Below are 24,954 nucleotides of genomic sequence, written 5' to 3' on the forward strand. Positions count from 1 at the left end.
GCCCGCGGCGGATGCGCAGAGCGAGATCCAGGTGTCGGGTTCCGGCTTCCAGTCGGTGCAGGGCGGGTTCGGCGGCATCTACGTGCTGTTCGGCTGGGTCGACGATCCGAACGGCGGCTCGTGGAAGCCGAGCGCCGGCGGCGTCACGGGGGAGGACTACCGGTACGTGTACGACGACGAGACGAACCCCGTCGGCTACCAGCTGTTCGCCGCCTTCCCTGGCGGGTCGACCTCCTACGCCGCGAACGGCGGCGAGGTCGCGGCCGACGGCACGTGGTCGGGAACGCTGCGCATTCCCGGCGCCGTCTTCCAGACGTACGACCGCGACCAGAATGCGACCTCGGTCGACTGCACCACCGTGCAATGCGGCATCATCACGATCGGGGCGCACGGCGTGAAGAACACGAACAACGAGTCGTTCACGCCGCTCACCTTCGCCGGCGGTGCGGCAGCCGTCGCCCCTCAGGCCGAGGCCAGCGCCCAGCAGCCGCAGGCGGCGGCCCCCGCGGCTCCCGCCGAGCAGCCTGGCGACGCGGCGCCTGTCGCGACCTCCGCCCCCGTCGGGACGACAACGCAGAGCACAACCGCGTCGCAGGGCCTCGGCTCCGTCGGCGACGCGCTCGCCTGGCTCGTGGTGCTCGCGCCCGTCCTGCTGCTCGTCGGCCTCACGGTCGTCGCGCTCGCCGTCGGGATCGGCGCGTACCTCGCCGCGAAGAGCCTCCTCCTCGGCGTCAACCCGGCCGCACTCGAGAAGGTGCGCGGGCAGCGGGAGCGCAAGGCGCTGCAGGAGCGAGAGAAGCAGCGCAGGAAAACCGCGGCAGTCAGGCTCTCGCAAGAGCAGCGCGAGGCTCGCGCCCGGCGCAGGCTGGGCGCGGTCGGGGCCCAGCAGGCGCTCTCGCACGTTCCCGCCGGCCCCGCGCCGCTCGAGAACGACAAGCTCGTCGACTTCTTCGCCATGGACGCTCCCTCACCGCGCCACCCGAGTCCGCTCGACGACGCCCGCGGCGACGCGGGCGGCGAGGAGCGCGATGCGCCCACCCTCATCCTCTCGAGCGCGGCCGGACGCCGGGAGGACGCACGGTGACCTCAGCGACGCACCGCCTAGGCACCCCGCGCGGGCGCCGCCTGCCGGCCCCGGGGATCGGCACGCGCATCCTCGCCGGCATCGGCATCATGGGACTCCTCGCGGGAGTCGGGCTCCTGGCCGCGGACTCCGCCGAGGCGGCATCGACACCGGTCACGGGGGTCGGCCTCTCCTGGGCCATGAACGACGAGGCCGGCGGTGGCGCCTACTTCGGCGGGTGCAACTTCCTCTCCGCCGGAGCATCCGGCGACAACGGCAGCTCCGCGGTCTGGGCCGACGATCGCCTCTACTCGGCGAGCGACGGCAGCGTCACGATCACGAAGCCCGACGCCGCCGGCAACCAGGTGCCCGCCACGTGGGACTCCAGGTGCCTCGACGCAGGCGGGAGCAGAGTCGGCACGGCAGCCGGATCGACAAGCGCCAACCAGGTCAACCTCGCCGACGGCACCGGCACCGTCGACCTCGAAGCCGGCACGGCCAGCATCTCCTGGGACGGTGCCTTCACCGTGGTCTTCTACGGCGGAATGACGTACTGGTCCGTCGACGACCTCAGGCTCGACCTCACCGACGGCAGGGGCACGCTCACGGGCACCGCTGGCGGCTACGGCGCCGACATGGACGACCCGACGAAGTGGCAGAGACTCGACCCACAGCGTGTCACGCTCGCCACGATCGATGCCACGCCGGCCCAGCTCACGGCATCCGGTACCACCATCACCCCCGACTACCGGGGCGTGGATGCGGGCGCCGTCAGCACCCCGCAGGCCCGCACGGGCGACGACTGGGGCTCCTGGCCGAAGGACTTCGTGGCGTTCCACGAAGCGAGCGGGCAGTCGAGCTACTGGTACTCCTCGGGCGGCATCGCCGACCCGAAGAAGGTCGCCGCGCCGCTCGAGCTGCGCTTCGACACCTCCCCGACGGCCACTCCCGCCCACGAGCGGGTGGCGCTCGGCTACGCCGAGGGCACCGAGGTGCGATTCGCCAACCTCGGCGAGGACATCTCCGGGGAGCCCGTGCTCCGCGCCGCGGACGGGAGCGAGCTGCAGCTGCTGCCGGGCACGACCGCGCAGATCACGGCCGGTGCCGGTCTTGGCACGTGGGACGTCGCGGACCTGCCCGAGGGTGCGCACGTGTTCACCCTCGCCGTGCGCAACGGTGCAGCAGAGGCCCCGATCGACCTCGGCGCCGGCCACCAGCTCCGCATCACCGTCGTACCGCCGCTCGGGACGACGACGCAGCCAGGAGTGACGGTCAGCGACGTCCAGGCGAACTCGTTCACGACCACCATCACCTGGCCTGCCGACGGCGGAGGCCCCCCGACGGGGTACCAGGTGCAGCTCACGCAGGGCGGCACGGCCGTCGGTGCGATCCTGCAGGTTCCAGCGGATGCGACAGGCCGGGGAACGACCATCGTCCCCGGGCTCACCGCCGACACCGAGTACGCGATCACCGTGACCCCGTACCTCGCAACCCAGGCTGGTGCATCCGCGACACAGCAGCTCAGCACAGGATCGCGCCCCGAACCCACCGTGCCGCCCGAGCAGACAACCGCGCCCACGACGCCCCCGACTACCGAGCCGACCACACCCACTGACGGCGGCGGCGCATCCGCCGACGGCGCGACGTTCTACTGGGGGCTCAACAAGGAAGCCACGAGCGGCGCCTACGCCGGAGGATGCAACTTCCTCGCGGCAGGCGAGGCCGGAGACACGGGCTCATCGCGGGCCTGGAACGCGAGCGAGTACCGCTCCGCCGACGGCAACGTGACCATCATCAAGCCCAACGGCAACGGCTTCGAGCAGGCGAGCTGGGCGACGAAGTGCATCGACCGCACCGGCACCGCCGTCTCGACGGCACGGCTCGGCTCGCACACGGAATCCCAGGTGCGCATCACGGGCGGCGAGGCGACCCGCTCCGGGTCGGAGCTCACCGTGCAGTGGCGCGGCAGCTTCACCGTCGCCTTCTACGGCGGGCTCACCTACTGGACGGCAACCGACCCCGTGCTCAAGGTGGACGGGAACGGCAAGGGCACCATCACCGCGACCGCGTCCGGCTACGGGGCGTCGATGACGGATGCCTCGAAGTGGATGCCGCTGGCCGAGCGCACCATCACCCTCGCCAACCTGACCGGCGTCGACACCAGCGGCGATGTCATCACGACCACCCCCGACTACGTGGGCGTCTCATACAGCGGCACCGGCCAGTCGCAGGGAGTGGTCGGCGGGGGCGACTCGACCGCGACAGCACAGGCGGCACGCACGGCGCTGAACTCCAGCTACTGGGGCGCGTTCCCGTCGGACTTCGTCGACTTCCAGAAGGAGACCGGCCAGTTCTCGTACTGGTTCACCTCGAACGGCGCTCGCGACGCCTACAAGCCGACGATCCCGCTCACGGTGAGCCTCGCCGGCAACCACACGCCCACCGTGGGCGCGTACAGCGCGCCGGCCGCGCCGACGCTCACGCAGAACAACGCCTCGAGCGGGACGCGGGCTCCGAACGCGGCCGCACCCGCCACCACCACGACGGCGCCTGCGGCCGGTGTCGCGACCGCCGGCGGGGGAGCCGCGCAGTCGGAGGCTGGCCCGGTCGCTACCGCGAGTGAGGCCTCGGGCCTGCAGATCGGGGAGATCACTGCGCCTATGGTGCTCGGCGGGGGAGCAGGCATGCTCGCCATCGCCGGTCTGAACTGGTCGATCTCGCTCCTCGTCCGACGAAGGCTCGGCCTCGACCCGAACCTCTTCGGGTAGGCGCGGCTTCCGACCCGTCGGAGCCGTCGTCCGCTCGCCCAAAGTGGAGTTGTGGTCGTCAAAGCGCGCTCGTAGCGACCGCAACTCAGCTCCCGGCCTTGTGCTGGGACGCGCGCGACGTTTGCGGGGAGTCGAGATGCCCCGAGGGGGCGAACCTGTGGTCCGCTCGCCCAAAGTGGAGTTGTGGTCGTCAAAGTGCGCTCGTAGCGACCACAACTCAGCTCTCGGCCTTGTGCTGGGACGCGCGCGACGTTTGCCGGGTTCGCTCGTGTCGTTTGTTGCTCTGCGCGCTGCTCTACTCGCTGCCTTGGTACCTCGACATAGTTGTGGCGGGATGCTGTTGCTCCGCTTCCCGACCTCACCTGGCCACAACTTTGCGCTCGTGTCGCTCGTGGGCGGTGCCGTCGAGTGCAGATGCAGGCGCGCAGGTCCGGTTGCAGGCGCGCCGCGGGTGAAGATGCGGGGAGAGGCGCAAACACGGGTCCAGATCCGGGTGCGGGTGCAAGCACGGGGGCAGGTGCGGGCGCAAGTGCGGATGCGGATGTGGGCGCAGGTACGGGTGCGGGCGCAAGTGCGGATACGGGCGCAGATGCAGGGACAGCTGCGGGTGCGCGTGGCGCGTGGCGGGTGCGGGTGAAGGGTGCAGGTCCAGGCTCAGGCTGCGGCGCAGTGTTGTGGCCCGGTGCTGGTGCCGCTCGTCCCGACCGCGTTTCGCCACAACTCTGCGCGCACTGGCCGGGTTAGGAGCCGCTCCCGCGAGGTGCGCGAGTCGGTGCGGAGGCCTGCGGGCACGCGAGAACGGCCCGCATCCGAGTGGACGCGGGCCGTTCGCACCTGCGCACCTGCGCACCTGCGCGTCTGCGTCTGCGTCTGCGCGCGCTTGTCGCTAGAAGCGCGCGTCGAGCGCTTCGAAGATGCGCTCGTTGCAGGTGAAGCTCGCGTTGGCTTCGTCGAGGAGGCGCACGATGGCCGCTTCGTCGAAGGCGAGGTCGTCGAGCTGGGTGCGGTAGGCGCGCTTGAACGGCACGATCGCGGGGATCTCGGTGAAGTCGAAGAACGTCGCTTCGTGCGCGGGGAGACCGTAGGTGCGGTCGAGCATGACGCGCATTGCCTGGCCACCGGAGAGGTCGCCGAGGTAGCGCGTGTAGTGGTGTGCGAGGTAGCGGGCCGGGTCGTCGGCGGATGCGGTGATGCGTTCCGCGTACTCGCGGGTGGCCGGGAGCTCACCGGGGAGCGGCTGCGTGAGCCGCGGAGCGAGCGCTTCCAGGTCGGCTGCGATCGAAGCGGCACGGTTCAGCTCAACGGCCGGGATAGCGCCGAGCTTGTTGCTCTCGCGCACGGGGACCGCCGCGCTCTCGAGTGCTTCGTACATGAAGCCGTACTGCTGCAGCAGCGCAGCCCAGGCGTCGATGCCGAGCTGGCCGCCCAGGAGGCGCTCGAGGAAGCGCGAGCGTTCGGCGCTTTCGTGGGCCTGCGAGGTGCGCTCGCGCAGGCGCGCGCTGATGGTCGTCGCGGTGTCGGTGACGATGGTCATGAGGGATCCCTTCGGGCGGGATCGGTGCGAGGGGATCGCACCGAAGACTGAATTCCCTCAGCTTAGGTGACCCTTACTTCTTCTGGGAATCCTCTGGGCGAAGATTTCACCCCATCGTTACACCCAGCTCGCAGCCACCTCCTCCGCACAGCGCTGCCCACGCGCGAATCCGGCGCGAGCGGCGGATGGTCGCAGCGAGAGGTCCATGGCGTTGGCCCCGAACAGGTGGTCGAGCTCAGCACCCGGGAAGATGGTCTCGACGGTGCTGCCGGTCGTGCGCAGCTCCTCGAGCTGCGCATCCAGCTGCAGGCCCCACTCGCGCGGTGTGAGGCTCTTCCCCGAGAACGGGGCAAGCACCAGGACACGGTCGAAGCCCATTGCGAGGTCGGCGTTCTCGTTTCGGCGGAAGCCGCCGTCGATGAGCCACCGATCGCCGACGCTGTACGGGAGGCCGCTCGATGTGCTCGCTGCGACGACGTCGACGAGGTCCGCACCGCTGTGCTGGTCGAACGTCACCGGGTCGCCGGTCGCGGCGTCGACGGCGGTGAGCAGCAGCTGCCTCGCAGGCCAGTCCAGCACTGGGAGGCGGGAGGCGACGATGCTGCGCCAGCGGTCCTGCCACGATCCGTCGGCAGCCGACAGCCGCTCGAGCGCGGATGCGCCGAGTCGTCGGCGCATGTCCGTCGCGTCCGCGGATCCGGCGATGAGCCGCTGCATCTGTTCGAGCTGGGCTGCGACCTGTTCGGATACTGCCCCCGGTGTGGGCGGGTGCCGGGGCCCGGACGGGAGGGGTCGCGCGGGCGCGGCGAGAATCGCCTCGAACAGGTCGGACGGTGTCGCCCCGGCGAGCTGAGCACCGGCGGTTGCCCCCGCCGAGGTGCCCACGACGAGGTCGGCGGACGCGACGTCGAGGCCCGCCGCGTCGAGGCCCGCGAGCACCCCGATGAGCCAGGCGTTGCCGGTTGAGCCGCCTCCGCCGAGCACAAGTGCGCGGCGGGGGCTGCGTGCGTCAGACGGCACGAGCAGGGGAGCGGAGGAGGAAGGGAGGTCCATGGGAGTTGCCTTTCACGGTGCGTGACGGGCGCTCCCAGCGCGACCTGCTTAGTCGCGAGTTCGTGAGCTGCGGGGAGCACCCACTGTTGGTCCTGCGTTCATGGGTGTCACCTCCTGGCTTCGAATCACGATGGAGAACACCCTACGCCTGGCGGGGCGGATCGCGAATCAACCGAGAGCCGAGAGCCTGGCTCAGGCCTCGTTGATGCTGGCCACGAAGGCACGGGGAAGGCGGAGCTCGACTGCCAGCAGGTCGACGCTGACCCCTTCCTCGACGAGCGCTCGCACCCCCACCGTCAGCTCCTCGCGGCGCTGCGCGGGCAGGGCGTGACCCGTCGCCGGGAGAAGTGACTGCAGGTGAGTCAGACGGATGCGCTGATCCCCGGTCAGCGACGCCTGCTCACGCTCGCCTGTGCTGAACCGGAACTCCCAGTCCGGGACCGACTCTGCAGGCACTTGGTTGCCGTCGCTGAGCATGCCGCCGAGGATACCGGGCCGAGGCGCGAGGCGGCCAGGGAGTGCCTTCGGAGCGGTTCGAGGTGGCCGGCGGACGGGTTGCCGTTGCTCGACGTACGCTCGATCAGATGGATGCCATGCGTGAACCACTTGAAGCTGCCCTCGAACGACTGGCGCCGGGCAACGGCGATCCGCTTGCGCGCGTCACGGCGACGCGCGACGCGGCCAGATGGCTCGAGGAAGTCGGCCTCGTGGATGCTGTCGAGCGCGCTCGCGCCGCCGGTTCGACGTGGGCGCAGATCGGAGCGGCGCTCGGCGTCACGGGGGCGACCGCGACCACGAGATTCGGCGGCACCCCGGAGGAACGCGAGGCCAGGGCGCGGCAGTCGCGCGAGCGTGCGGCGCAGCGAAACAAGATCGCATCCGAGGCGATCGGCGCCACACCTCGCGGGGAGCTGCCTGGCATGTCGGTCGCCGACGCTGCCGAGAAGCTCGACGTGCAATTGGGGACGTTCCGGCGCCGCATCCAGGTTGCGCGGGAGAAGAACAGCGCAGCCTTCGCGGCCGCGATCACGGTGGTGCAGCTCTCACCCAAGCGCGAGGTCATGCGCGTCGTTGACCTCGCAGCGGCCGCGCAGATCTAGCGGCGCGCACCGCGGGGCTCGCTCACCCCAGGTATTCGCCCGCCTCGTACCTGACGTGCTGGATGACGACAGCGGCGCTGATCTCGAGCGCGATGAGGACCGTGATGATGCCGAGCGACCACCACACTGACTTGTGGGTGCAGGCGGCGGTGATGGCGGCCGCCGAAAGGCTGAAGAACCAGACCAGGAAGTGAGCGACACCGGCTATCCACGTCGTGAGGATGGCCTCCTCGTAGTGTCCCTTGGGTGTGGTCCAGGTGTCGCTCGCGTTGGCTTCGGGGCCGTAGTGGAGGACCTCGCCGACGCTGAGCGCGAGGAAGACGCCGATGACGAGCGTCGCCGCCGCCGCGAACAGGATGATGACGGTTGCGATGCTCCACCCGAGGATCGGGCGCCAGGCCGAGGGGCGAACTGGGCGATGCTCGGCCGTGTGCCAGGTGGGCACGTCGTCGCTCATCGCACCGCGAGGTCGAGTAGAGGCCAGCCGACGGGAACCACGATGACGATGACCGAGAGCAGGACGAGCATCCCGAACGTGCGGCCGAAGGCGCGCGGACCGATGCTGGCGAAACTGACGGCGGCCCCGAGGTATGCGATCCAGGCGACGCCGAGGGCGAGGATCGCGAGGTCGGTCATGGACTTCGCCTCGCCGTAGTTCAGCGCGGCGGACGAGTGCGGATCCCGGTCACCCTCCATCGCGGCACCGTAGACGAGCATCTCCGCGATCCCTTGGCCGAGTGCGAGCGCCAAGAACCCGAGAACGAACACCCCCGATACGGCGAGGGCAATGGTCCTGGCTTCCCCGTGCGGCGCGCGTGCGCTTGCCGCTGCGCTTTCCGGCTCGGATTCCACCATCGACATGGCACGAGCTTAGATCTCGTCTGCCCGGGACGCTGTGGCTCAGGGCAGCGATTCGCGGCCCTGCCGAGCGGATCGCCTCGCGGCGCCTCGCATCCCCGCTAGCGCCCGGTGGCCTCGGATCCCTCGAGATCGTCCTGCGCCTGCCTCGCGGCGCGCATGCCGATCCGGCGGTTGTGCAGCGCTGCGACCCCGAGAGCCGGCACGAGCAGGATCACCCCCAGCAAGACGGCGGTCAGGAGGAATGTCAGGTCTGCGGCTCGCCCGAGCAGCTGCAGTCCAACAATGACGGCGAAGACCATGACCAGGCGGGGGAGGAACCACAGGCGCGGCAGCTTCGGCGGCCGGCCGAACAGCGGGATCCTCTGCCCCGGGATGCTCCTGGACAGTCGGACGACGTCGACGGCGCACGCCGCCGATCCGATGGCCAGCAGCACGATGCCCCAGAAGAGTTCCATATGGCCCACACCAACACGTTGTTCTGGGTGACGCCTCACCGCGGCGGTGGGACTCGAGGACCTGGTCGCCCATGGAGGCGATGCGTCCAGGGTCTTGTCGTCTCGGTCATGATCTTCCTCACAGCGATGCTCTTCGTCGCCGCAGGCGTCATCGTCCTGGCGCTCGTGGCGAAGATCGGCACGAGCACCTCTCAGAGGCGAGGGAGCTCTGCCTCATAGAGGCTGCACGCCAGCTCGCGTGCACCGTCGGGTGAGATGACGGTGGCATCCCGAACGTGCCGAAACCCTCGCTGTTCGTAGTACGACCGCAGCACGCGGTTCTCGGTCGCGCAGTCGAGTCGAAGGAGCGGAATGCTGCCAGCCGTCGCCTGCGACCGCGCCCAATCGAGGATCCTCTCGCCGAGACCGACGCCCCGGTGCGTCTGCGCGACCGCCAAACGGTGCACGTAGAGAGCCGTGCGCGCGGTGGTGCCCCAGATCGCGGTGTCGGAGTCGGAGAGGGTGACCGTCGCCACGGTGAGGTCCCCGTCCCTCACGACGAACAGGCGCCCGTCCGCCGCATCGGATTCCAAGAGCGACATCGGCACCTCGTCCTGCCACTGGTCGATGCCACGAGACGCCAACCAGGCACGCGCTTGGGCGATGAGATTCGCTACCGCGGCGACGTCAAGCTCGGACGCCGCTTCGACGCGAACGTGGTCTTCGATCATGATTCACCAACGTACGGCGCTGTTCGTGAGAGCCCTGGAAAGATGCTCGGCTTGTCCCGCACGAGCGAGCATCACTCCGGCTCGGCCCACAGGTTGAAGGTCAGGCGTTGTGACTACGCGGCGGTGTTGCGTGCCCATTCATCCTGCTCAGTCGGCCGGGACCACTCCTCGCGTGCCGCGGTAGCTTCGCGAGCGACGTCGCGCAGCCACAGCGTCGAGTCGGGCGCCCACCCTGCGATCACGGATGCGAACTCCGTATCGACGCCCACGACCTGCGTTGCCGAGGAGTAGTAGCCCAGGGCCGTGAGGTGCACGGCGTCCCAGTCCTGCGCGACGCGCTCCCAGTGCGGAATGACCCAGCGACCGTTCCGCCCAGTCGTCCGGAACCAGTCGTGGCGCCGCGACGCCGTCACCTCGGCCGGGTAGTCGCGGCAGAGCCTCGCCCAGTCGTCTGCCGACTCGATCTCCAGCACGGACCCAACGCCGCTGACCGGAATGAAGGTCGCCGCCGTCCAGCCGAAGGAGTCCTCCATGAGCTCGAGCGCCGCCTCCACGGTTCCTCGGGTTTCGAGGATTGTCTGTGGCACCGACCACCAGGTTCCCGACCAGCGCGCGTGCGGATCCAATGGTCGGTCTCGCGCTGCCCGTTGCTCCTCGTCGGCCAGCTCCCGCGTCCACGTCCGGAGGGCGGCTGCCGGGTCGGTGGGGAGCGGTGCGGCGTTCTCCGCCGGGTTCCAGTCCACCGCCCACTGCTTCTTTCCCCGCGGGGAGGCGAGGCCCGGGAGCGCTGCTGCGACGAGTTCAGCGATCGGGTGGAGTGCGGCCCGGACTTCGGGCAACGCCGCAACCTCGTCGTTGCCGTCTGGTTCCTGCCAGTAGCGGGCCGAGTTGAGTGACGCGCGCAGGGCTTCCGTCACGCCCTCGGGATCGACCGTTGCCAGGTCGACGCCGCTGAGGCACGCGGCCAACTCCTCAGCAGTGGGGATCGGATCGTCCGTGGGCATGGGCGCGTGTCCGGTCAGGCTGTAGAGAACCCCCGGGTTGACGTCGACGTGACGCGCGAGTGGGAACAGGGCTGAGCCGACCGCTGGGCTGGAGTGCACGGCGTACTCGAGGCACAGCCTGCGCCCGCGGGGGCCGAGGAGCAGACGGGCGGCGACATCGCGCGCGGCTCCCGAGCATCCCATGGCCGGGACATCCGGACCGGTCACCGAAGTGCTCCGATCGATCGCTCGGTCACTCGGAAGGGGTCGTGGTTGAAGAAGCCGTTCCTGGCGTCCAAGAGGAGTCGCTGTTGCTCAGCGACCACGAAGCTGGATTCCGCGCCCCCGATGCCGACCGCGCTTCTGGTTCCGTGGTACCTCGCACCGACGCCGACTCTGTGCGAGCCAGGCTCAACGGTGATCTCGGTCGGCTGTCCCCAACGGGCCGGGTGGTCGACGTCGTCGACGCGGACGACGGGAACCGCGAAGAGAAGCAGGAACCAGGCACTGATCCAGTGGCCTCGCGGAACGACAACGACCGACGAACTCATGCATCCACCGTATCGGTCGAGGAATGAAGCCCCACCGGTTATAGCGTTGCTGGTGCAGTAATCCTGAATGTGTCTCTTCGGGAGTGCGACTCGGGCTCGCGCAGGTCTATTCCTACTGCGGGGCAGTTTCGAGCCGCTGACGATTGACCCGCCGGTTGTGGGCCACCGCCACGAAGAACCCGGGCAGGACAGCGACGGCTGCGAGCACCGCAGCCATGAACATCGGCAGCTCGGTGGCCCTCATGACGGTCAGGACGCCGTAGACGGTGGCGAACCCCATGATGACGCGCGCCACGTACCAGGCTCGGGGGAGCACCGGCGGGCGGCCGATCCACGGGATCCGGTGCTCAGGGTTCACGACCGCGTGGCGCCAGTTGTCGACGACCGCTGCCGTGCCGCCGACCACGATCAACGCGATACCCCAGAAGAGCTCCATGCCGTCCAGCCGAACATGCCGTTCTGGACGTCGGCTCAGCGCAGTCCGAGCGGGAGACGGTACCCGGACATCAGTCGTGCCGAGGAACACCTCGTCATTCCTGACGACTGCGTCCCAAGGCCTCCAAAGCGTGCCGAAGTGGCCGCAAGATGGAGGGGCCGAAGCCCCTCCATCGCAGCTACTGCAGTCCGCGGCGCTTGAGCAGCGGCTCGATGGGGGCGGGACCGCCGAGGAGGTCGCTGACCAGCGACATCGCCTCGCGGGAGCCACCAGGCTCGAGGATGCTGCGACGGAAGCGCTCGCCCGCAGCTCGCAGGCCGCCGTCGAGCTCCGCCTGCTCCGCGAACCAGTCGACCGTCGCCGCGTCGAGCACCTCGCTCCAGATGTAGCCGTAGTAGCCGGCGCTGTAGCCGCCGGCGAAGATGTGCTGGAAGTAGGGGAGCGTGTACCGCGGCGGCACGGCGGGAAGATCGAGCCCGTAGCGGCGCAGGACGGCTTGCTCGAATGCCTCGACGTCGGTCACCCCGGCCGCCTCCTCGGGCGACAGCGAGTGCCATTCGAGGTCGATGACCGACGCAGCCAGGTACTCGCTGGTGCCGAAGCCCTCGTTGAATGACGCCGAGTCGAGCAGGCGCTCGACGAGCTCCTCCGACAGCTGCTCACCCGTCTCGTGATGCTTCGCGTAGTTGCGCAGCACCTCGGGCCACAGCATCCACATCTCGTTCACCTGGCTCGGGAACTCGACGAAGTCGCGGGGCACATTCGTGCCACCGAGGCTCGGGTAGCCGACCAGCGCGAACAGGCCGTGCAGAGCGTGCCCGAACTCGTGGAAGAGCGTCTCCACCTCGTCGAACGTGAGCAGCGTCGGCGACCCCTCAGCGGGCTTCGGCACGTTCAACGTGTTGAGCACGACCGTCGGCTCGCCGAGCAGGCGGTTCTGCTGAATGACCGAGTTCATCCACGCGCCACCCCGCTTCGAATCGCGCGTGTAGAGGTCGAGCGAGAACAGCCCGACCTCGGTGCCGTCCTCGTTGCCCACCTCGTACACGACCGCGTCCGCGTGGTGACCGCGCAGCTCGGGCCGCTCGGTGAACGTGACTCCGAAGAGGCGGTTCGCGGCGTAGAAGACGCCGTTCTCGAGCACCGCCTTCGCCTCGAAGAACGGGCGCATCTGCGACGTGTCGACGGCGTAGTCGCGGGCGCGCACCTTCTCGGTGTAGAACGCCCAGTCCCACGGCTCGAGCGCGAAGCTCGGCTCACCGGCCGCGGCCTGTTCGGCGTCGATGGTGGCCTGCAGCACGTCCTGCTCACGGCGCGCGTTGGCGGCGGCGGGAGTCGAGAGCTGCTCGAGGCGCGCTCGGATCGCGGATGCGCTCCCTGCGGTCGACTTCGCCGCGGCGGCCTCAGCGTGGTTCTCGAAGCCGAGCAGACGGGCCCGCTCGGCGCGCACGCGCACCATCTCGAGCGCCGTGGCCCTCGTGTCGTGGTCGCCACCGCGGCTGCCGCGCGCGGACGACGCCTCGAACAGCTTGCGTCGCGTCTCGCGGTTCGTGAGCGTCGAGAGCAGCGGGTGGCCCGTGAAGAGCACCAGCGAGATCAAGTACTTGCCGGTGAGCCCGCGAGCCTCCGCGGCAGCGGATGCGGCCGAGATGGCACTCTCGTCGAGCCCCGCGAGTTCTTCCGCGGAGTCGACGACCAGGGCGAGCGCGTTGCTGTCGGCCTGCAGCTTCTGGTCGAACTGCACCTCGAGCTCCGACAGGCGGCCGTTGAGCTCACGCAGACGAGCCGAAGACGCATCGTCGAGGCCGGCACCCGCGAGGCTCGAGTTGCGGTGCAGCTTCTCGACCAGGAACGTCTGCTCGTCGGTGAGCCCTGCCTGCTCGCGGGTGTCGTACACCGACTGGATGCGCGCGAACAGTGCCCGGTTCAGCGTGATGGAGTCTTCGTGCGCCGTCAGCCGAGGCCCGATCTCCGCCTCGATCTTGTCGATGCCCGGGGTCGCATCGCCGGAGCTGAGCGTGAAGAAGACGGCGGCCGTGCGCTCGAGGAGCTGGCCGGATCGCTCGAGGGCCTCGACCGTGTTCGCGAACGTCGCAGGCTCGGGGTTCGCCGTGATCGCCTGGACCTCCGCGAGCTGCTGCGCCATGCCAGCTTCGAACGCCGGGAGGAAGTGCTCTTCGCGCACCTCTCCGAACGGCGGCAACTGGAAGGGAAGCGAGCTGGGGTTGGCGAACGGGTTCTCGGCGTCGAGCTGCACGGTCTGGGTCATGCTTCCAACCCTAGGCGCGACCACCGACACGGCACGCGCATCCGCTGTCCGCGCTCAGCGGACGCATCCGGTCGTCACCCCGTCCGCGAAACGCAGAGCGGAGTTGTGGTCGTTCTCACGCGATCGAGACGACCACAACTCAGCTTTGGGGACCGGGGACCGGGGACCGGGACGGGGAGCGGACCGTGGACGAGAGGGGATCGGGGCACGCAGGCAGGGCCCGGCGGTGCGGAGAGGTCGAGCGGGCAGCAGGGCCGGGCAGCGGGGAGACGCCGCTCAGGCGCGGGGCGCTGGCTCCGGGAAGAGATCGTCGTCATCTTCGTCTTCGTCGAACACGTCGTGCTCGGGGGAGTCCCCGTCGGCGACGCCGACGCCAGCTCCGACCGGTTCGTCGGCGCCGCTCACCTGCACCGAGCCGTCAGCGCGGAGCGCGACCCGCGGCCCCTGTTCGAGCTCGGCGACGGGCCGCCCCTCGAGCCAGGTGAGCGTCCACCACAGTTTCGAGACATCGTCGACGGTCGGGGAGAGGAAGTGCTCCTGTGCGGAGCAGGCCTCGACGAACTCCGGGTACTTCTCGAGCGAGCGGGGCGGGCGGCTGCCCGCCCGCCACCGTTCGCCGATGAGCACGTCTAGCCCTCGTTCTGCTGGCGGGAGTCGACGGAGATCTCGAAGCGGACCTCGTCGCTGCGGCTGCCCATGCGCGCGGACTGCTGCAGGCCGACCTCGTCCTCGGCGTCGACCAGCCACGAGATGGCGTCGAATCCGCGCTTCGCAGCCGCGGCGAACACCGCGCCGAGGAGCTCCTCGTTGACGGCCGCCCGGTTCGAGTCGGCGCCCGAGTACTTCGCCTCGATGTTCAGCACCGTGCGCGCACCGCGGATGTCGAGGCGCTCACGGAACAGCACGTAGCCGCGGGGCTCGCCCTCGACGAACGCGATCATGCCCTCGAGGTTGCCCGTCTTGCTGGCGACGTGGCGCCACACGCCGAGCGCGCGCCCGTCGTTCGAGCTCTCGCCCAGCGCATCCACGTGCTGCGCGAAGAGCGGCTGCCAGACGAAGTAGTCGGTCGGGCCCATGGCCCTGACCTCGATGCTGGGACGCGCCGCGGCGCGGTCCCGCGTTCGCTTGCGGGGCTTGGCCTTTTCAGGAACTGTCATGCCGGCCCTGACTCCTCTTCTGTCACTGACGTCGCTGCTGCACTCAGACTTGGGGGGAACCCCCAGCCTACGACGACGCTTCGGTCTGCGGGACGACGAGCAGCTCGATATCCCGGACCTCGAGCGCCTCGGCGACCTCGAAGTCGAGCTGCTCGATGCGACCGACGTGGCGGAGATCCGCGGAAGCGAGGCGAAGCAGCGCCACCGACTCCTCGGGTGCCGCGATGACCGCACTCGCCACTGGCGTCTTCTGGGAAGCCTTCGCCGCGGTCTTCGCGCCGCGGATGCTCGTGAGGGCCGTGCTTGTCAGTGCGAGGAGCGCGCCGTCCTGGTCGCCGGCCGCCGCGAGGTCCGCCGACGTCGGCCAGGCCGCCGTGTGCAGCTCGGAGTCGTGCCACCACGACCACGACTCGGCGGTCGCGAAGGGGATGAACGGGGCGAAGAGGCGCTGGAGCACGTCGATCGCCGAGCGCATGGCGGTGACGGCCGAGGCCTGAGCCGCGGCGTCCTCGCCGGCGCCGTACGCGCGCTCCTTCACGAGCTCGAGGTAGTCGTCGCAGAACGTCCAGAAGAACGTCTCGGTGACCTCGAGCGCGCGAGCGTGGTTGTAGTCGGAGAACGCCTTCGTCGCCTCGCCGACGACGCGGTTCAGCTCGGCGAGCATCGAGCGGTCGAGCGGCTCCGTGACCTCGCCGACGTGGTCGCCGTAGCCCAGCACGAGCTTCGACGCGTTGAGCACCTTGATCGCGAGGCGGCGGCCGATCTTGATCTGCGTCGGGTTCTTCGGGTCGAACGCCGCGTCGGTGCCGAGGCGGCTGGAGGCCGCCCAGTAGCGGACGGCGTCGGAGCCGTGCGCCTGGAGCATGTCGGCGGGCGTGACCACGTTGCCCTTCGACTTCGACATCTTCTTGCGGTCGGGGTCGACGATGAAGCCGGAGATCGTGGCGTTCGACCAGGGGGCGACGCCGTGCTCGAGCTGCGCGCGCAGCACGGTCGAGAAGAGCCACGTGCGAATGATGTCCTGGCCCTGCGGGCGAAGGTCGTAGGGGAAGACGAGACCGAAGAGCTCCTCGTCGGACTCCCATCCGCCAGCGAGCTGCGGGGTGAGGGAGGAGGTCATCCAGGTGTCCATGACGTCGACCTCGCCGAGGAAGCCGCCAGCTTCGCCCCGCTGCGCCTCGGTGTAGCCGTTCGGGACGTCGGAGGACGGGTCGACGGGCAGCTGCGACGCATCCGGGGTGATGGGCGACTCGTACTGCACCTCGCCGTCGGCGTCGATGGGGTACCAGACGGGGATGGGCACGCCAAAGAAGCGCTGGCGCGAGATCAGCCAGTCGCCGGAGAGGCCCTCGACCCAGTTCTCGTAGCGCACGCGCATGAAGTCGGGCCAGAAGGAGATCTCGCGGCCGAGCTCGATGAGGCGGGCCTTGAGGTCGACGTCGGTCGCGCCGTTCTTCACGTACCACTGGCGGGTAGAGACGATCTCGAGCGGGCGGTCGCCCTTCTCGAAGAACTTCACGGGGTGCTGGATGGGCTTGGGGTCGCCGACCAGGTCGCCGGACGCCTGGAGGAGCTCGACGACGGCCTTCTTGGCGCTGAACACGGTCTTGCCGGCGAGCTCGGCGTACGCGGCCTTGCCCGCCTCGCTCGTGATGGCCTCTGGGGCGTCCGCGATGAGGCGGCCGTCCTTGCCGAGCACGGTGCGGTTCGGGAGCTTCAGCTCACGCCACCACACGACGTCGGTGACGTCGCCGAACGTGCAGATCATGGCGATTCCGCTGCCCTTGTCCTTCTGGGCGAGCGGATGCGCGAGCACGGGCACCTCGACACCGAACAGGGGCGTCGTGACGGTCGTGCCGAAGAGCGGCTGGTAGCGCTCGTCGTCGGGGTGCGCGACCAGGGCCACACACGCCGGGAGGAGCTCGGGGCGCGTCGTCTCGATGAAGATCGGCTCGCCGCCCTCGCGGGCGAAGCCGATGCGGTGGTAGGCGCCCGGCTGCTCGCGGTCTTCGAGTTCGGCCTGCGCGACGGCCGTGCGGAAGGTGATGTCCCACAGCGTCGGCGCCTGGTCCTGGTAGGCCTCGCCGCGCTCGAGGTTGCGGAGGAACCCGAGCTGGCTCTTGCGGCGCGAGGAGTCGTCGATCGTGCGGTAGCTCTGCGTCCAGTCGACCGAGAGGCCGAGCTGGCGCCAGAGCTCCTCGAAGGCCTTCTCGTCCTCGATGGTGAGCTGCTCGCACAGTTCGATGAAGTTGCGGCGCGAGATGGGCTGCTGGTCGGCGGCCTTGATGCTCTTGCCGTCGCCACCCTCGTGCGGCGGCGTGAAGTCGGCCTCGTAGGGGAGCGATGGGTCGCAGCGCACGCCGTAGTAGTTCTGCACGCGTCGCTCGGTGGGGAGGCCGTTGTCGTCCCAGCCCATCGGGTAGAAGACGCGCTTGCCGCTCATGCGCTGGAAGCGCGCGACGACGTCGGTGTGCGTGTACGAGAAGACGTGGCCGACGTGGAGCGAGCCTGACGCCGTGGGGGGAGGCGTGTCGATCGAGTAGATGTCGCCTCGAGTCGCGCCTTCGCGGTTGAAGCGGTAGGTGCCGGAGTCCTCCCAGCGCTCACCCCACTTGACTTCGAGGCCCTCGAGGACGGGCTTGTCAGGAATGCCCTGAGTTGAGGAAGAAGAAGGAACTGAGGGCGAGCTGGACATGCACACTCCGTGTCGATGTTGGCGGCACCGAGTCTGGGGTGCCTGTTGTGAACCCGTCTAGGGTAGCGGCTCCAGGGGTGTCGCGGGTTGCCGGGCGGGTCGCGTGCGAGGGCAAGGAAAAGCCCCTCAGGGGCGCATCCTTGAGGGGCTCAGCTGCGAACACAGGGGTTCGAGCTGCCAGGAGTTGTGCGCCCCTCCGCGCCACGCGCGCGCGGAGGGGCACAGCTTGCGGCGAGTGGTCGGAGTCCCGCTCGCCGCCGTCTGTCAGGCCCCGATGGGGGCCTTGGTCTGGGTGGATGCGGCAGCCGCGTCCAGCGCACCGTGCACGGCGTCGAGCTCGGTGTAGAGCGCCGCGGGGACCTTCTCGCCGATGCTGTCGAAGTACTCGCGGGTCACGCCGACCTCCACGAGCCACGACTCGGGGTCGACCGTGAAGATCTCCTCGAGTGCGGCGGGCTCGAAGCCCTCGAGGCCCGAGATGTCGATGTCGCTCGTCACGGGCAGCTGGCCGATAGGGCTCTCCAGCGAGTCGGCACGGTTCTCGAGTCGGTCGACGATCCACTTCACGGCGCGCACGTTCTCGCCGAAGCCGGGCCACAGGAACTTGCCGTCCTGGTCCTTGCGGAACCAGTTGACCTGGAAGATGCGGGGTGCCTTGTCGCCGAGGTCGGCGCCGATGTTCAGCCAGTGTCCCCAGTAGTCGGCCATGTGGTAGCCGGCGAAGGGCTGCATGGCGAAGGGGTCGCGGCGCAGGATGCCGACTGGGCCCTCTGCGGCCGCGGTCTGCTCGCTGGCGAGCGTCGCGCCGAGGAAGCAGCCGTGCTGCCAGTCCTTCGACTCGAAGACCAGCGGGACGTTGCTCGCACGGCGGCCGCCGAAGAGGATCGCGTCGACGGGCACGCCGTCGGGAGCCTCCCAGGCGGGGGAGAGGGTCGGGCACTGCGAGGCGCGCACCGTGAAGCGGGCGTTCGGATGCGCGGCCTTCGTTCCGGACTCGGGAGTCCAGTCGTTGCCCTGCCAGTCGATGAGGTGCGCGGGCGCCTCGTCGGTCATGCCCTCCCACCAGACGTCGCCGTCGTCGGTCAGCGCGACGTTCGTGAAGATCGTGTTCGTCGTGATGGTCTCCATCGCGACGGGGTTGGTGTCGTAGCCCGTGCCCGGTGCGACGCCGAAGAACCCGAACTCTGGGTTGATAGCGTTGAGTCGACCGTCGGCCGCCTTGCGCATCCACACGATGTCGTCGCCGAGCGTCTCGACCTTCCAGCCATCGAGCTTCGGCTTCATCATCGCGAAGTTCGTCTTGCCGGTCGCGGAGGGGAATGCACCCGTGAGCGTGTAGGTCTTGCCCTCAGGGCTCGTGACCTGGATGAGGAGCATGTGCTCGGCCATCCAGCCCTCGTCGTGCCCCATGGCCGACGCGATGCGCAGCGCGAAGCACTTCTTGCCGAGGAGCGCGTTGCCGCCGTACCCGGAGCCGTAGGAGATGATCTCCCGCGTCTCGGGGAAGTGGGTGATGTACTTCGACTCGTTGTGCGGCCAGGCGACGTCGGGGCGGCTCGAGCCGTCCTCGAACTCGAGCGGGAAGCCGACCGTGTGCAGGGCCTTCACCCAGTCGCGTCCCGGCGTGAGGTGCTCGAGGGCGCCGTCGCCGGAGCGGGTCATGAGAGCCATCGACAGCACGACGTACGGGGAGTCCGTGATCTCGACGCCGTACTGCGTGATCGCCCCGCCGAGCGGGCCCATCGCGAAGGGAACGACGTACATGGGGCGGCCGCGCATTGAGCCGTCGAAGAGGCCGCTCAGCTCGGCCTTCATCTCGGCCGGCGCACGCCAGTTGTTCGTGGGGCCCGCGTCTTCCTCGTTCTCCGAGCAGATGTAGGTGCGGCTCTCGACGCGGGCGACATCGCCGGCGTCGGAGCGGGCGAGGTAGGAGCCAGGGCGGAGCTCTTCGTTGAGCTTGATGAGCGTGCCTGCTTCGACCATCTCGGCGGTGAGGGCGTCGATCTCGGACTGGGAGCCGTCGCACCAGACGATGCGGCTCGGCTTCGTCAGTGCGGCGATCTCGCGGACCCAGTCGTTGACTTCCGGGTTCGCTGCCCGCTGCGGGACGTCGAGGTGGTCATGTGCCTGTTCAGTCATTTCGATGCTGCTTTCACGGTTCTGCATGCGAGCTGTCTCCGTCTCGCATACGTGCATGGCGTCGTACACCCAGTGTTGACCTGCGCCGGGCGCCCCGGGATGGAGATTGGCCGAGAAAAATGGCAAAATTTCACACATCAGCAATTCAGATGCCCGGAGGCACCCATGAGCGGACTCGGTCCTTTCCCCGCTGCGCAAAAATCGACAGCAACCACAGGGAAAGGCGGCGCAGTGGATTCCCTCCTGCTCGGGCGGCGCATCCGCTACTACCGCAAGGAGCGCTCGCTCACGCTCGAAGCGCTCGGCGAGAAGACCGGGCTGCTCGCCAGCCAGCTCTCGCTCATCGAGAACGGCAAGCGCGAGCCGAAGCTCTCCGTGCTGCAGCAGCTCGCCGAGGTGTTCGACGTCGACCTGAGCGAGATGCTCGCCAACACGCCGCCGGATGATCGCTCCCGCCTCGAGATCGAGCTCGAGCGCGCGCAGACCTCGACCGTCTACCAGGAGCTCGGGCTCCCGCGCATCCCCTCGACGAAGTCGCTCTCCGACGAGGTGCTGCGCGCCCTCACCGGCATGCACAGCGAGATCGTGCGCCGCCGGACCGAGGCGAGCGCGACGCCCGAGGAGGCGCGCCGCGCCAACACCGAGCTGCGGCTCGCGATGCGCGCCCACGACAACTACATGCCCGACCTCGACAAGCTCGCCGACGAGCTGCTCAGCAGGGTGGACCACACGCGCGGCGCCCTCATGCACCACTCGGTCGGCAAGATGGCCGACCACCTCGGGTTCCAGCTCATCTACGTCAACGACCTGCCCAGGTCCACGCGCTCCATCACCGACCTGGAGAACGGCCGCATCTACCTGCCGCCAGCCTCCATCCCCGGCGGGCACGGGCTGCGCGCGATGGCGCTGCAGGCGATGGCGCACCGGGTGCTCGGCCACCGCCGCCCCGAGGACTACGCCGACTTCCTGCGCCAGCGCCTCGAGATCAATTACTTCGCGGCGGCCTGCCTCATGCCGGAGGCGCGTTCGGTCGCGTTCCTCCGCGACGCGAAGGAGCGCCGCGACATGGCCGTCGAGGACTTCCGGGACGCGTTCGGCGTGACCCACGAAGCCGCCGCCCTGCGCATGACGAACCTGCTCACCTCGCACCTCGACATCAAGCTGCACTTCCTGCGCGTCGACGACAAGGGTTCCATCTCGAAGGCCTACGAGAACGACTCCCTCCCGCTCCCGCAGGACGTCACCGGCTCCGTCGAGGGCCAGTTCGTGTGCCGGAAGTTCTCGGCCGTGAGCGCCCTCGCCCGGACGAACCGGACCACGGAGACCTACCAGTACACCGACACCCCTGCCGGCACGTTCTGGTGCTCCACCCAGACCGGGCACGCCGACGCCGGCGAGTTCTCCATCACGATCGGCGTGCCGTTCGACGAGGCCCGCTGGTTCCGCGGGCGCGACACGAAGCAGCGCGCATCGTCGACCTGCCCCGACGGTGCATGCTGCCGCACGCCGGGGGCTGAGCTCAGCGAGCGCTGGTCGGCGAAGGCCTGGCCGAGCGCCCGAGTGCACGCGCACGTGTTCTCGCCCCTCCCGACGGGCGACTTCCCCGGCGTCGACCAGCGCGAGGTGTTCGAGTTCCTCGAGCGCCACGACATCGACGCGGACACGGCGACCGCCGACGCGTAGCCGGGAGCCGGGCTGGGAGTCGGGACCCGGTGCTCAGTCAGCGCCGTCGGCGTCTGGAACCAGATCACCCGTGCGCGCGTCCCGAAGCTCCACCCGCGTGAGCTGCCCGGCATCCACCCGCACGGTCAGGTAGGTGACCCGCGGCTGTCGGCGACGGTCGGTGGGGGAGCCGGGATTAAGGAGGCGCAGCCCGGTGGGGGTGGTCGTGTCCCACGGGATGTGGCTGTGCCCGAAGACCAGCACGTCGGTGTCGGGGAAGAGCGTGTCCATGCGGCGCTCCCGACCCGCCTTCTGCCCGGTCTCGTGGGTCATCGCGAAGCGGACGCCATCGAGTTCGACGCGGGCGACCTCCGGCAGGCGCTCTCGCAGTTCCGGGCCATCGTTGTTGCCCCACACGCCGACCATCCTGCGCGCCCGAGCCTGCAGCGCATCGAGCGTGTCGCTGTCGACCCAGTCACCGGCATGGAAGACCACGTCCGCGCGTTCGATCGCCCGCCAGAGCACCTCCGGGAGTGCCTGAGCGCGCTTCGGGAGGTGGGTGTCGGCGATGATCACGACGTCCAGAGTCATGCGTCCATGCTCGCAGCTGCGCCCGGATTCCTCCCTGTGCGGGCGGAGGGACATCTGGGGGAAAACCCCCGCTGAGGTGTGAGGGATGCTCCGTGTTGCGGCGAGGCGCGCGACCATAGCGTTGTGGACATGAAGAACAACGTCAAGCAGCTGAGTCTGACCTCGCTGCACCTCGCCGCCGGCGGCGTCATCGCGCCGCTCCTCCTCTCGCTCATGTTCGGTCTCCTCGGACTCGGCGTCGGACTGCTCTTCGTGCTGGGCGTCGGCGTCGTCGTCCTCGCTGGCCTCGCGTTCTCGTTCCGCGGCGTCTCCGCCTTCGAGCGGCGCCGGGTGGCGGCCCTCTACAACCGGCCGCTCGACGACGCCGGGATGCGCCGCTCGCGTCGCCGCGACGGCTGGCGGTTCGTGCTCACGCCCCTCGTGCAGTTCGCCGACGGGGCGAACTGGAAGGCGATGCTGCACCTCGTGATCGTCGCGGTGCTCGGAACGCTCTCCCTCGGCGCCCTGCAGCTCGGCGTCTCCGGCGTCTTCGCGCTCTTCTCGCCGCTGCAGAACCGGGAGACCCTGACCGTCTGGGGCATGGACTTCGCCGTCACCCCGTTCATCGGCCTGCTCATCGGCATCGGCATGCTGCTGATCGCCATCGCCCTCATCGTCGCGTTCGCCTACGTGCAGCGCGCGGCGTCCATCAGCCTCCTCTCCCGCGACCGGGAGCAGCAGCTCGAGGAGGAGGTGCGCGACGCGGGGCGTCGCCGCACCGTCGCTGTTCGAGGCGCCGCCACGGAGCGCGACCGCATCGAGCGTGACCTGCACGACAGCGTGCAGCCGAGGCTCGTCTCGATCGGCATGACGCTCGGCATGGCCAAGCAGAAGCTGAACTCGGATCCCGCCAGGGCTGCCGAGCTCATCGACGAGGCGCACGCCTCGACGAAGGACGCCGTCACCGAGCTGCGGCAGCTGGCCCGTGGGTTCCAGCCCGCCGTGCTCACCGACCGTGGCCTCGATGCCGCGCTCTCGGGGCTCGCTGCCCGCTCGCACATCCCCGTCGTGCTCGACGCGCAGCTCCCCGGACGCTGCTCGAAGGATGCGGAGGCCGCCGTCTACTTCGCGGTCGCCGAGTCGCTCGGCAACGCGGCGAAGCACTCCGGTGCGTCGGAGATCTCGGTGCAGGTCCGCATGCGCGGCTCGATGCTCTGGGCCCGCATCCAGGATGACGGCCGGGGAGGGGCACGTCTCGTCCCTGGCGGCGGACTCGACGGGGTGACCGACCGCATCGAAGCGGCAGGCGGCGCGATCATGATCTCGAGCCCGCCGGAAGGCCCGACGACGATCGAGGTGAGCGTGCCATGCGCATCCTGATCTGCGAAGACTCCGCGCTCCTGCGGGAGGGCATCGCCCGCCTGCTCGAGGACGCCGGCCACACCATGGTGGGCATCCTCGCCGACGACGGCAGGCTCGACCGGCTCGTCGCCGAGACCGACCCGGAGCTCGTCATCCTCGACGTCCGCCTGCCACCGGGGTTCACCGACGAGGGCATCCGGGCCGCGCTCCGGCTCCGGGCCACCGACCCGAGCCTCGCCGTGCTGGTCCTCTCGCAGTACGTGGAGGAGCGGTACGCGTCGGAGCTCATCTCGAGTTCGAGGGGCGGGCTCGGCTACCTCCTCAAGGACCGGGTCGCCGACGTCGAGCAGTTCCTCGCCGGCGTCGACAGCGTCGCGGCCGGCGGCACGGTGCTCGACCCCGAGGTCGTCGCCCAGCTGCTCGCCAGGAAGACCAGGGATGCGCGTTTCGAGCGCCTCACGCCCCGCGAGTCGGAGGTGCTCGGGCTCATGGCCGAAGGTCGCTCCAACCACGCGATCGCCGAGGCGCTCCACGTCAGCGCGGGGAGCGTCGAGAAGCACATCTCGGCGGTCTTCCAGAAGCTCGAGCTCGACCAGGGCGACGGCGGCAACCGCAGGGTGCTCGCCGTACTCGCCCACCTCGACGGGCAGGGGCATGCGCCCCGCCCGCAGCCACAGACACACCTCGATGGACAGGGCCTCACGGCCCGCGCCACGAACGGAGAACTCCGATGACCACGCCAACTCTCGAGCCCGACACCCGCCCAGACGCGGACGCCGACGGCATCAGCCCGAAGCGATTCGGGTGGATCACCATCACGGTCGCGATCATCGGCGGCATGGTCGTCGCCGGAACCGTGACCAGCGGATTCTTCGCCAACCTCCGCGACGTCCTGCGCGACGAGACCACGATCAGCCAGTCGATCGCCGGCGTCACCTCGCTGCGCGTCGACATCGACTCGGTCGGCATGGAGATCGAGTTCGGCGACGTCTCGCAGGCCGAGCTGCGTGTGCAGTCGAAGGGGTTCACGAAGGCCGACGCGTGGCAGCTCGTGACCGAGGGCGGCGAGCTCGTCGTCGAGCGGGTGGGCGGCAGCAGGAACGGCGGCGGGTTCGGCGAGGAGGAGCTCTCGCTGACCCTCCCGGAGAGCCTGGAGGACGGGAAGCTGGACGCGCAGGTCAACGTCACCTCGGGGGCCGCGACCATCGACGGCGACTTCGGGGACCTGGTCATCGAGACGAACTCGGGTGCGAGCGACTTCGAGGGGTCGGCTGCCAACCTGAGCCTCACGACGGGGTCTGGCGCTTCCAACATCGACGCCGAGGTGTCGGGGGATGTGACGCTCGCCGCCAGCTCGGGGGCCCTCAATGCCATCTTCGGGGGAGCGGCCCCGAAGAGCACCGACATCTCCATCGAGTCGGGCTTCGGAAGCGTCTCGCTGCCGGACGGCACCTACAAGCTCGAGACGGGCTTGAACGAGTCGGGGATGGCGAACGTCAATGTCCGGCAGTCGGACTCCGCCAAGAACACGCTCTCCGTGTCCGTCGGCTCGGGGTTCCTGACGGTCGAGTAGGCGGTACCGGCGG

General features: G+C 69.5%; 22 protein-coding genes and 1 pseudogene. 7 read left to right on the forward strand and 16 right to left on the reverse strand.

Annotated elements, in window-relative coordinates; translation table 11 throughout:
• Positions 1 to 1,084, forward strand: a pseudogene (locus C5E06_RS19210) (hypothetical protein); the annotation flags it as partial.
• Complete coding sequence (locus C5E06_RS06030) at positions 1,081 to 3,831, forward strand: fibronectin type III domain-containing protein (RefSeq protein ID WP_104306317.1); 2,751 nt, start codon at positions 1,081 to 1,083, stop codon at positions 3,829 to 3,831. The pseudogene C5E06_RS19210 and the gene C5E06_RS06030, both read left to right, overlap by 4 nt.
• A gap of 886 nt (positions 3,832 to 4,717) precedes the next feature.
• Here C5E06_RS06030 and C5E06_RS06035 read toward each other — a convergent pair.
• The 3 genes from C5E06_RS06035 to C5E06_RS06045 all read right to left on the reverse strand — a co-directional run bounded on the left by C5E06_RS06035 (position 4,718) and on the right by C5E06_RS06045 (position 6,895).
• Positions 4,718 to 5,365, reverse strand: a complete 648-nt coding sequence (locus tag C5E06_RS06035) for a heme oxygenase (biliverdin-producing) (protein WP_104306318.1) — start codon at positions 5,363 to 5,365, stop codon at positions 4,718 to 4,720.
• Positions 5,366 to 5,482: 117 nt separating this feature from the next.
• Positions 5,483 to 6,418 carry a patatin-like phospholipase family protein gene (locus C5E06_RS06040; protein ID WP_104306319.1) on the reverse strand — a complete coding sequence of 312 codons (936 nt, stop codon included), beginning with the start codon at positions 6,416 to 6,418 and terminating at the stop codon, positions 5,483 to 5,485.
• A gap of 192 nt (positions 6,419 to 6,610) precedes the next feature.
• Positions 6,611 to 6,895: a hypothetical protein gene (locus tag C5E06_RS06045; protein ID WP_104306320.1), complete on the reverse strand. Its 285-nt coding sequence runs from the start codon at positions 6,893 to 6,895 to the stop codon at positions 6,611 to 6,613.
• A gap of 116 nt (positions 6,896 to 7,011) precedes the next feature.
• Here C5E06_RS06045 and C5E06_RS06050 point away from each other — a divergent pair, with 116 nt between their 5' ends.
• Positions 7,012 to 7,518 carry a hypothetical protein gene (locus C5E06_RS06050; RefSeq protein ID WP_146081319.1) on the forward strand — a complete coding sequence of 169 codons (507 nt, stop codon included), beginning with the start codon at positions 7,012 to 7,014 and terminating at the stop codon, positions 7,516 to 7,518.
• Positions 7,519 to 7,540: 22 nt separating this feature from the next.
• Here the strand turns inward: C5E06_RS06050 and C5E06_RS06055 are convergent, their stop codons facing one another.
• The 12 genes from C5E06_RS06055 to C5E06_RS06110 form a co-directional block, all read right to left on the reverse strand.
• Positions 7,541 to 7,975 carry a hypothetical protein gene (locus tag C5E06_RS06055; protein WP_104306321.1) on the reverse strand — a complete coding sequence of 145 codons (435 nt, stop codon included), beginning with the start codon at positions 7,973 to 7,975 and terminating at the stop codon, positions 7,541 to 7,543.
• Positions 7,972 to 8,379 carry a hypothetical protein gene (locus tag C5E06_RS06060; RefSeq protein WP_146081320.1) on the reverse strand — a complete coding sequence of 136 codons (408 nt, stop codon included), beginning with the start codon at positions 8,377 to 8,379 and terminating at the stop codon, positions 7,972 to 7,974. The genes C5E06_RS06055 and C5E06_RS06060 overlap by 4 nt, the downstream gene beginning before the upstream one ends.
• Before the next feature lie 98 nt (positions 8,380 to 8,477).
• Entirely contained in the window at positions 8,478 to 8,834 is a 357-nt protein-coding gene (locus C5E06_RS06065; RefSeq protein ID WP_104306323.1) for a hypothetical protein, read from the reverse strand.
• 191 nt (positions 8,835 to 9,025) lie between these two features.
• The gene (locus C5E06_RS06070) at positions 9,026 to 9,544 is read right to left on the reverse strand and encodes a GNAT family N-acetyltransferase (protein ID WP_104306324.1); all 519 of its coding nucleotides are present in this window, start codon (positions 9,542 to 9,544) and stop codon (positions 9,026 to 9,028) included.
• A gap of 113 nt (positions 9,545 to 9,657) precedes the next feature.
• Entirely contained in the window at positions 9,658 to 10,755 is a 1,098-nt protein-coding gene (locus tag C5E06_RS06075; RefSeq protein ID WP_146081321.1) for a hypothetical protein, read from the reverse strand.
• A complete protein-coding gene (locus tag C5E06_RS06080) occupies positions 10,752 to 11,078 on the reverse strand; it encodes a hypothetical protein (protein WP_104306326.1) in 327 nt (108 codons plus the stop codon). Before C5E06_RS06080 ends, C5E06_RS06075 begins: the two co-directional genes overlap by 4 nt.
• A gap of 112 nt (positions 11,079 to 11,190) precedes the next feature.
• Positions 11,191 to 11,514 carry a hypothetical protein gene (locus C5E06_RS06085; protein WP_104240807.1) on the reverse strand — a complete coding sequence of 108 codons (324 nt, stop codon included), beginning with the start codon at positions 11,512 to 11,514 and terminating at the stop codon, positions 11,191 to 11,193.
• A gap of 178 nt (positions 11,515 to 11,692) precedes the next feature.
• A complete protein-coding gene (locus C5E06_RS06090) occupies positions 11,693 to 13,783 on the reverse strand; it encodes a M3 family metallopeptidase (RefSeq protein ID WP_104306327.1) in 2,091 nt (696 codons plus the stop codon).
• A 276-nt stretch (positions 13,784 to 14,059) separates the two neighbouring features.
• The gene (locus tag C5E06_RS06095; RefSeq protein WP_104306328.1) at positions 14,060 to 14,410 is read right to left on the reverse strand and encodes a hypothetical protein; all 351 of its coding nucleotides are present in this window, start codon (positions 14,408 to 14,410) and stop codon (positions 14,060 to 14,062) included.
• 2 nt (positions 14,411 to 14,412) lie between these two features.
• Entirely contained in the window at positions 14,413 to 14,940 is a 528-nt protein-coding gene (locus C5E06_RS06100) for a hypothetical protein (protein ID WP_146080224.1), read from the reverse strand.
• A 67-nt stretch (positions 14,941 to 15,007) separates the two neighbouring features.
• A complete protein-coding gene (valS, locus tag C5E06_RS06105; protein ID WP_104306329.1) occupies positions 15,008 to 17,635 on the reverse strand; it encodes a valine--tRNA ligase in 2,628 nt (875 codons plus the stop codon).
• 264 nt (positions 17,636 to 17,899) lie between these two features.
• Complete coding sequence (locus C5E06_RS06110) at positions 17,900 to 19,774, reverse strand: phosphoenolpyruvate carboxykinase (GTP) (RefSeq protein ID WP_104240910.1); 1,875 nt, start codon at positions 19,772 to 19,774, stop codon at positions 17,900 to 17,902.
• Positions 19,775 to 20,005: 231 nt separating this feature from the next.
• Here C5E06_RS06110 and C5E06_RS06115 point away from each other — a divergent pair, with 231 nt between their 5' ends.
• A complete protein-coding gene (locus tag C5E06_RS06115; RefSeq protein ID WP_258063083.1) occupies positions 20,006 to 21,457 on the forward strand; it encodes a helix-turn-helix transcriptional regulator in 1,452 nt (483 codons plus the stop codon).
• A gap of 33 nt (positions 21,458 to 21,490) precedes the next feature.
• Here the strand turns inward: C5E06_RS06115 and C5E06_RS06120 are convergent, their stop codons facing one another.
• On the reverse strand, positions 21,491 to 22,027 hold the full coding sequence (locus C5E06_RS06120; protein WP_104306331.1) for a metallophosphoesterase: 537 nt from the start codon (positions 22,025 to 22,027) through the stop codon (positions 21,491 to 21,493).
• A gap of 129 nt (positions 22,028 to 22,156) precedes the next feature.
• On the opposite strand from C5E06_RS06120, the gene C5E06_RS06125 reads away from it, so the two are divergent.
• The 3 genes from C5E06_RS06125 to C5E06_RS06135 are packed head-to-tail and all read left to right on the forward strand — an operon-like array spanning position 22,157 to position 24,941.
• Positions 22,157 to 23,386 carry a sensor histidine kinase gene (locus C5E06_RS06125; protein WP_104306377.1) on the forward strand — a complete coding sequence of 410 codons (1,230 nt, stop codon included), beginning with the start codon at positions 22,157 to 22,159 and terminating at the stop codon, positions 23,384 to 23,386.
• Entirely contained in the window at positions 23,374 to 24,102 is a 729-nt protein-coding gene (locus C5E06_RS06130; RefSeq protein WP_104306332.1) for a response regulator transcription factor, read from the forward strand. Before C5E06_RS06125 ends, C5E06_RS06130 begins: the two co-directional genes overlap by 13 nt.
• The gene (locus C5E06_RS06135) at positions 24,099 to 24,941 is read left to right on the forward strand and encodes a hypothetical protein (protein WP_104306333.1); all 843 of its coding nucleotides are present in this window, start codon (positions 24,099 to 24,101) and stop codon (positions 24,939 to 24,941) included. The genes C5E06_RS06130 and C5E06_RS06135 overlap by 4 nt, the downstream gene beginning before the upstream one ends.
• The last annotated feature ends 13 nt before the right edge of the window (positions 24,942 to 24,954 follow it).

It is taken from the genome of Pseudoclavibacter sp. RFBI5, assembly GCF_002931395.1.
Classification (GTDB): Bacteria; Actinomycetota; Actinomycetes; order Actinomycetales; family Microbacteriaceae; genus Pseudoclavibacter.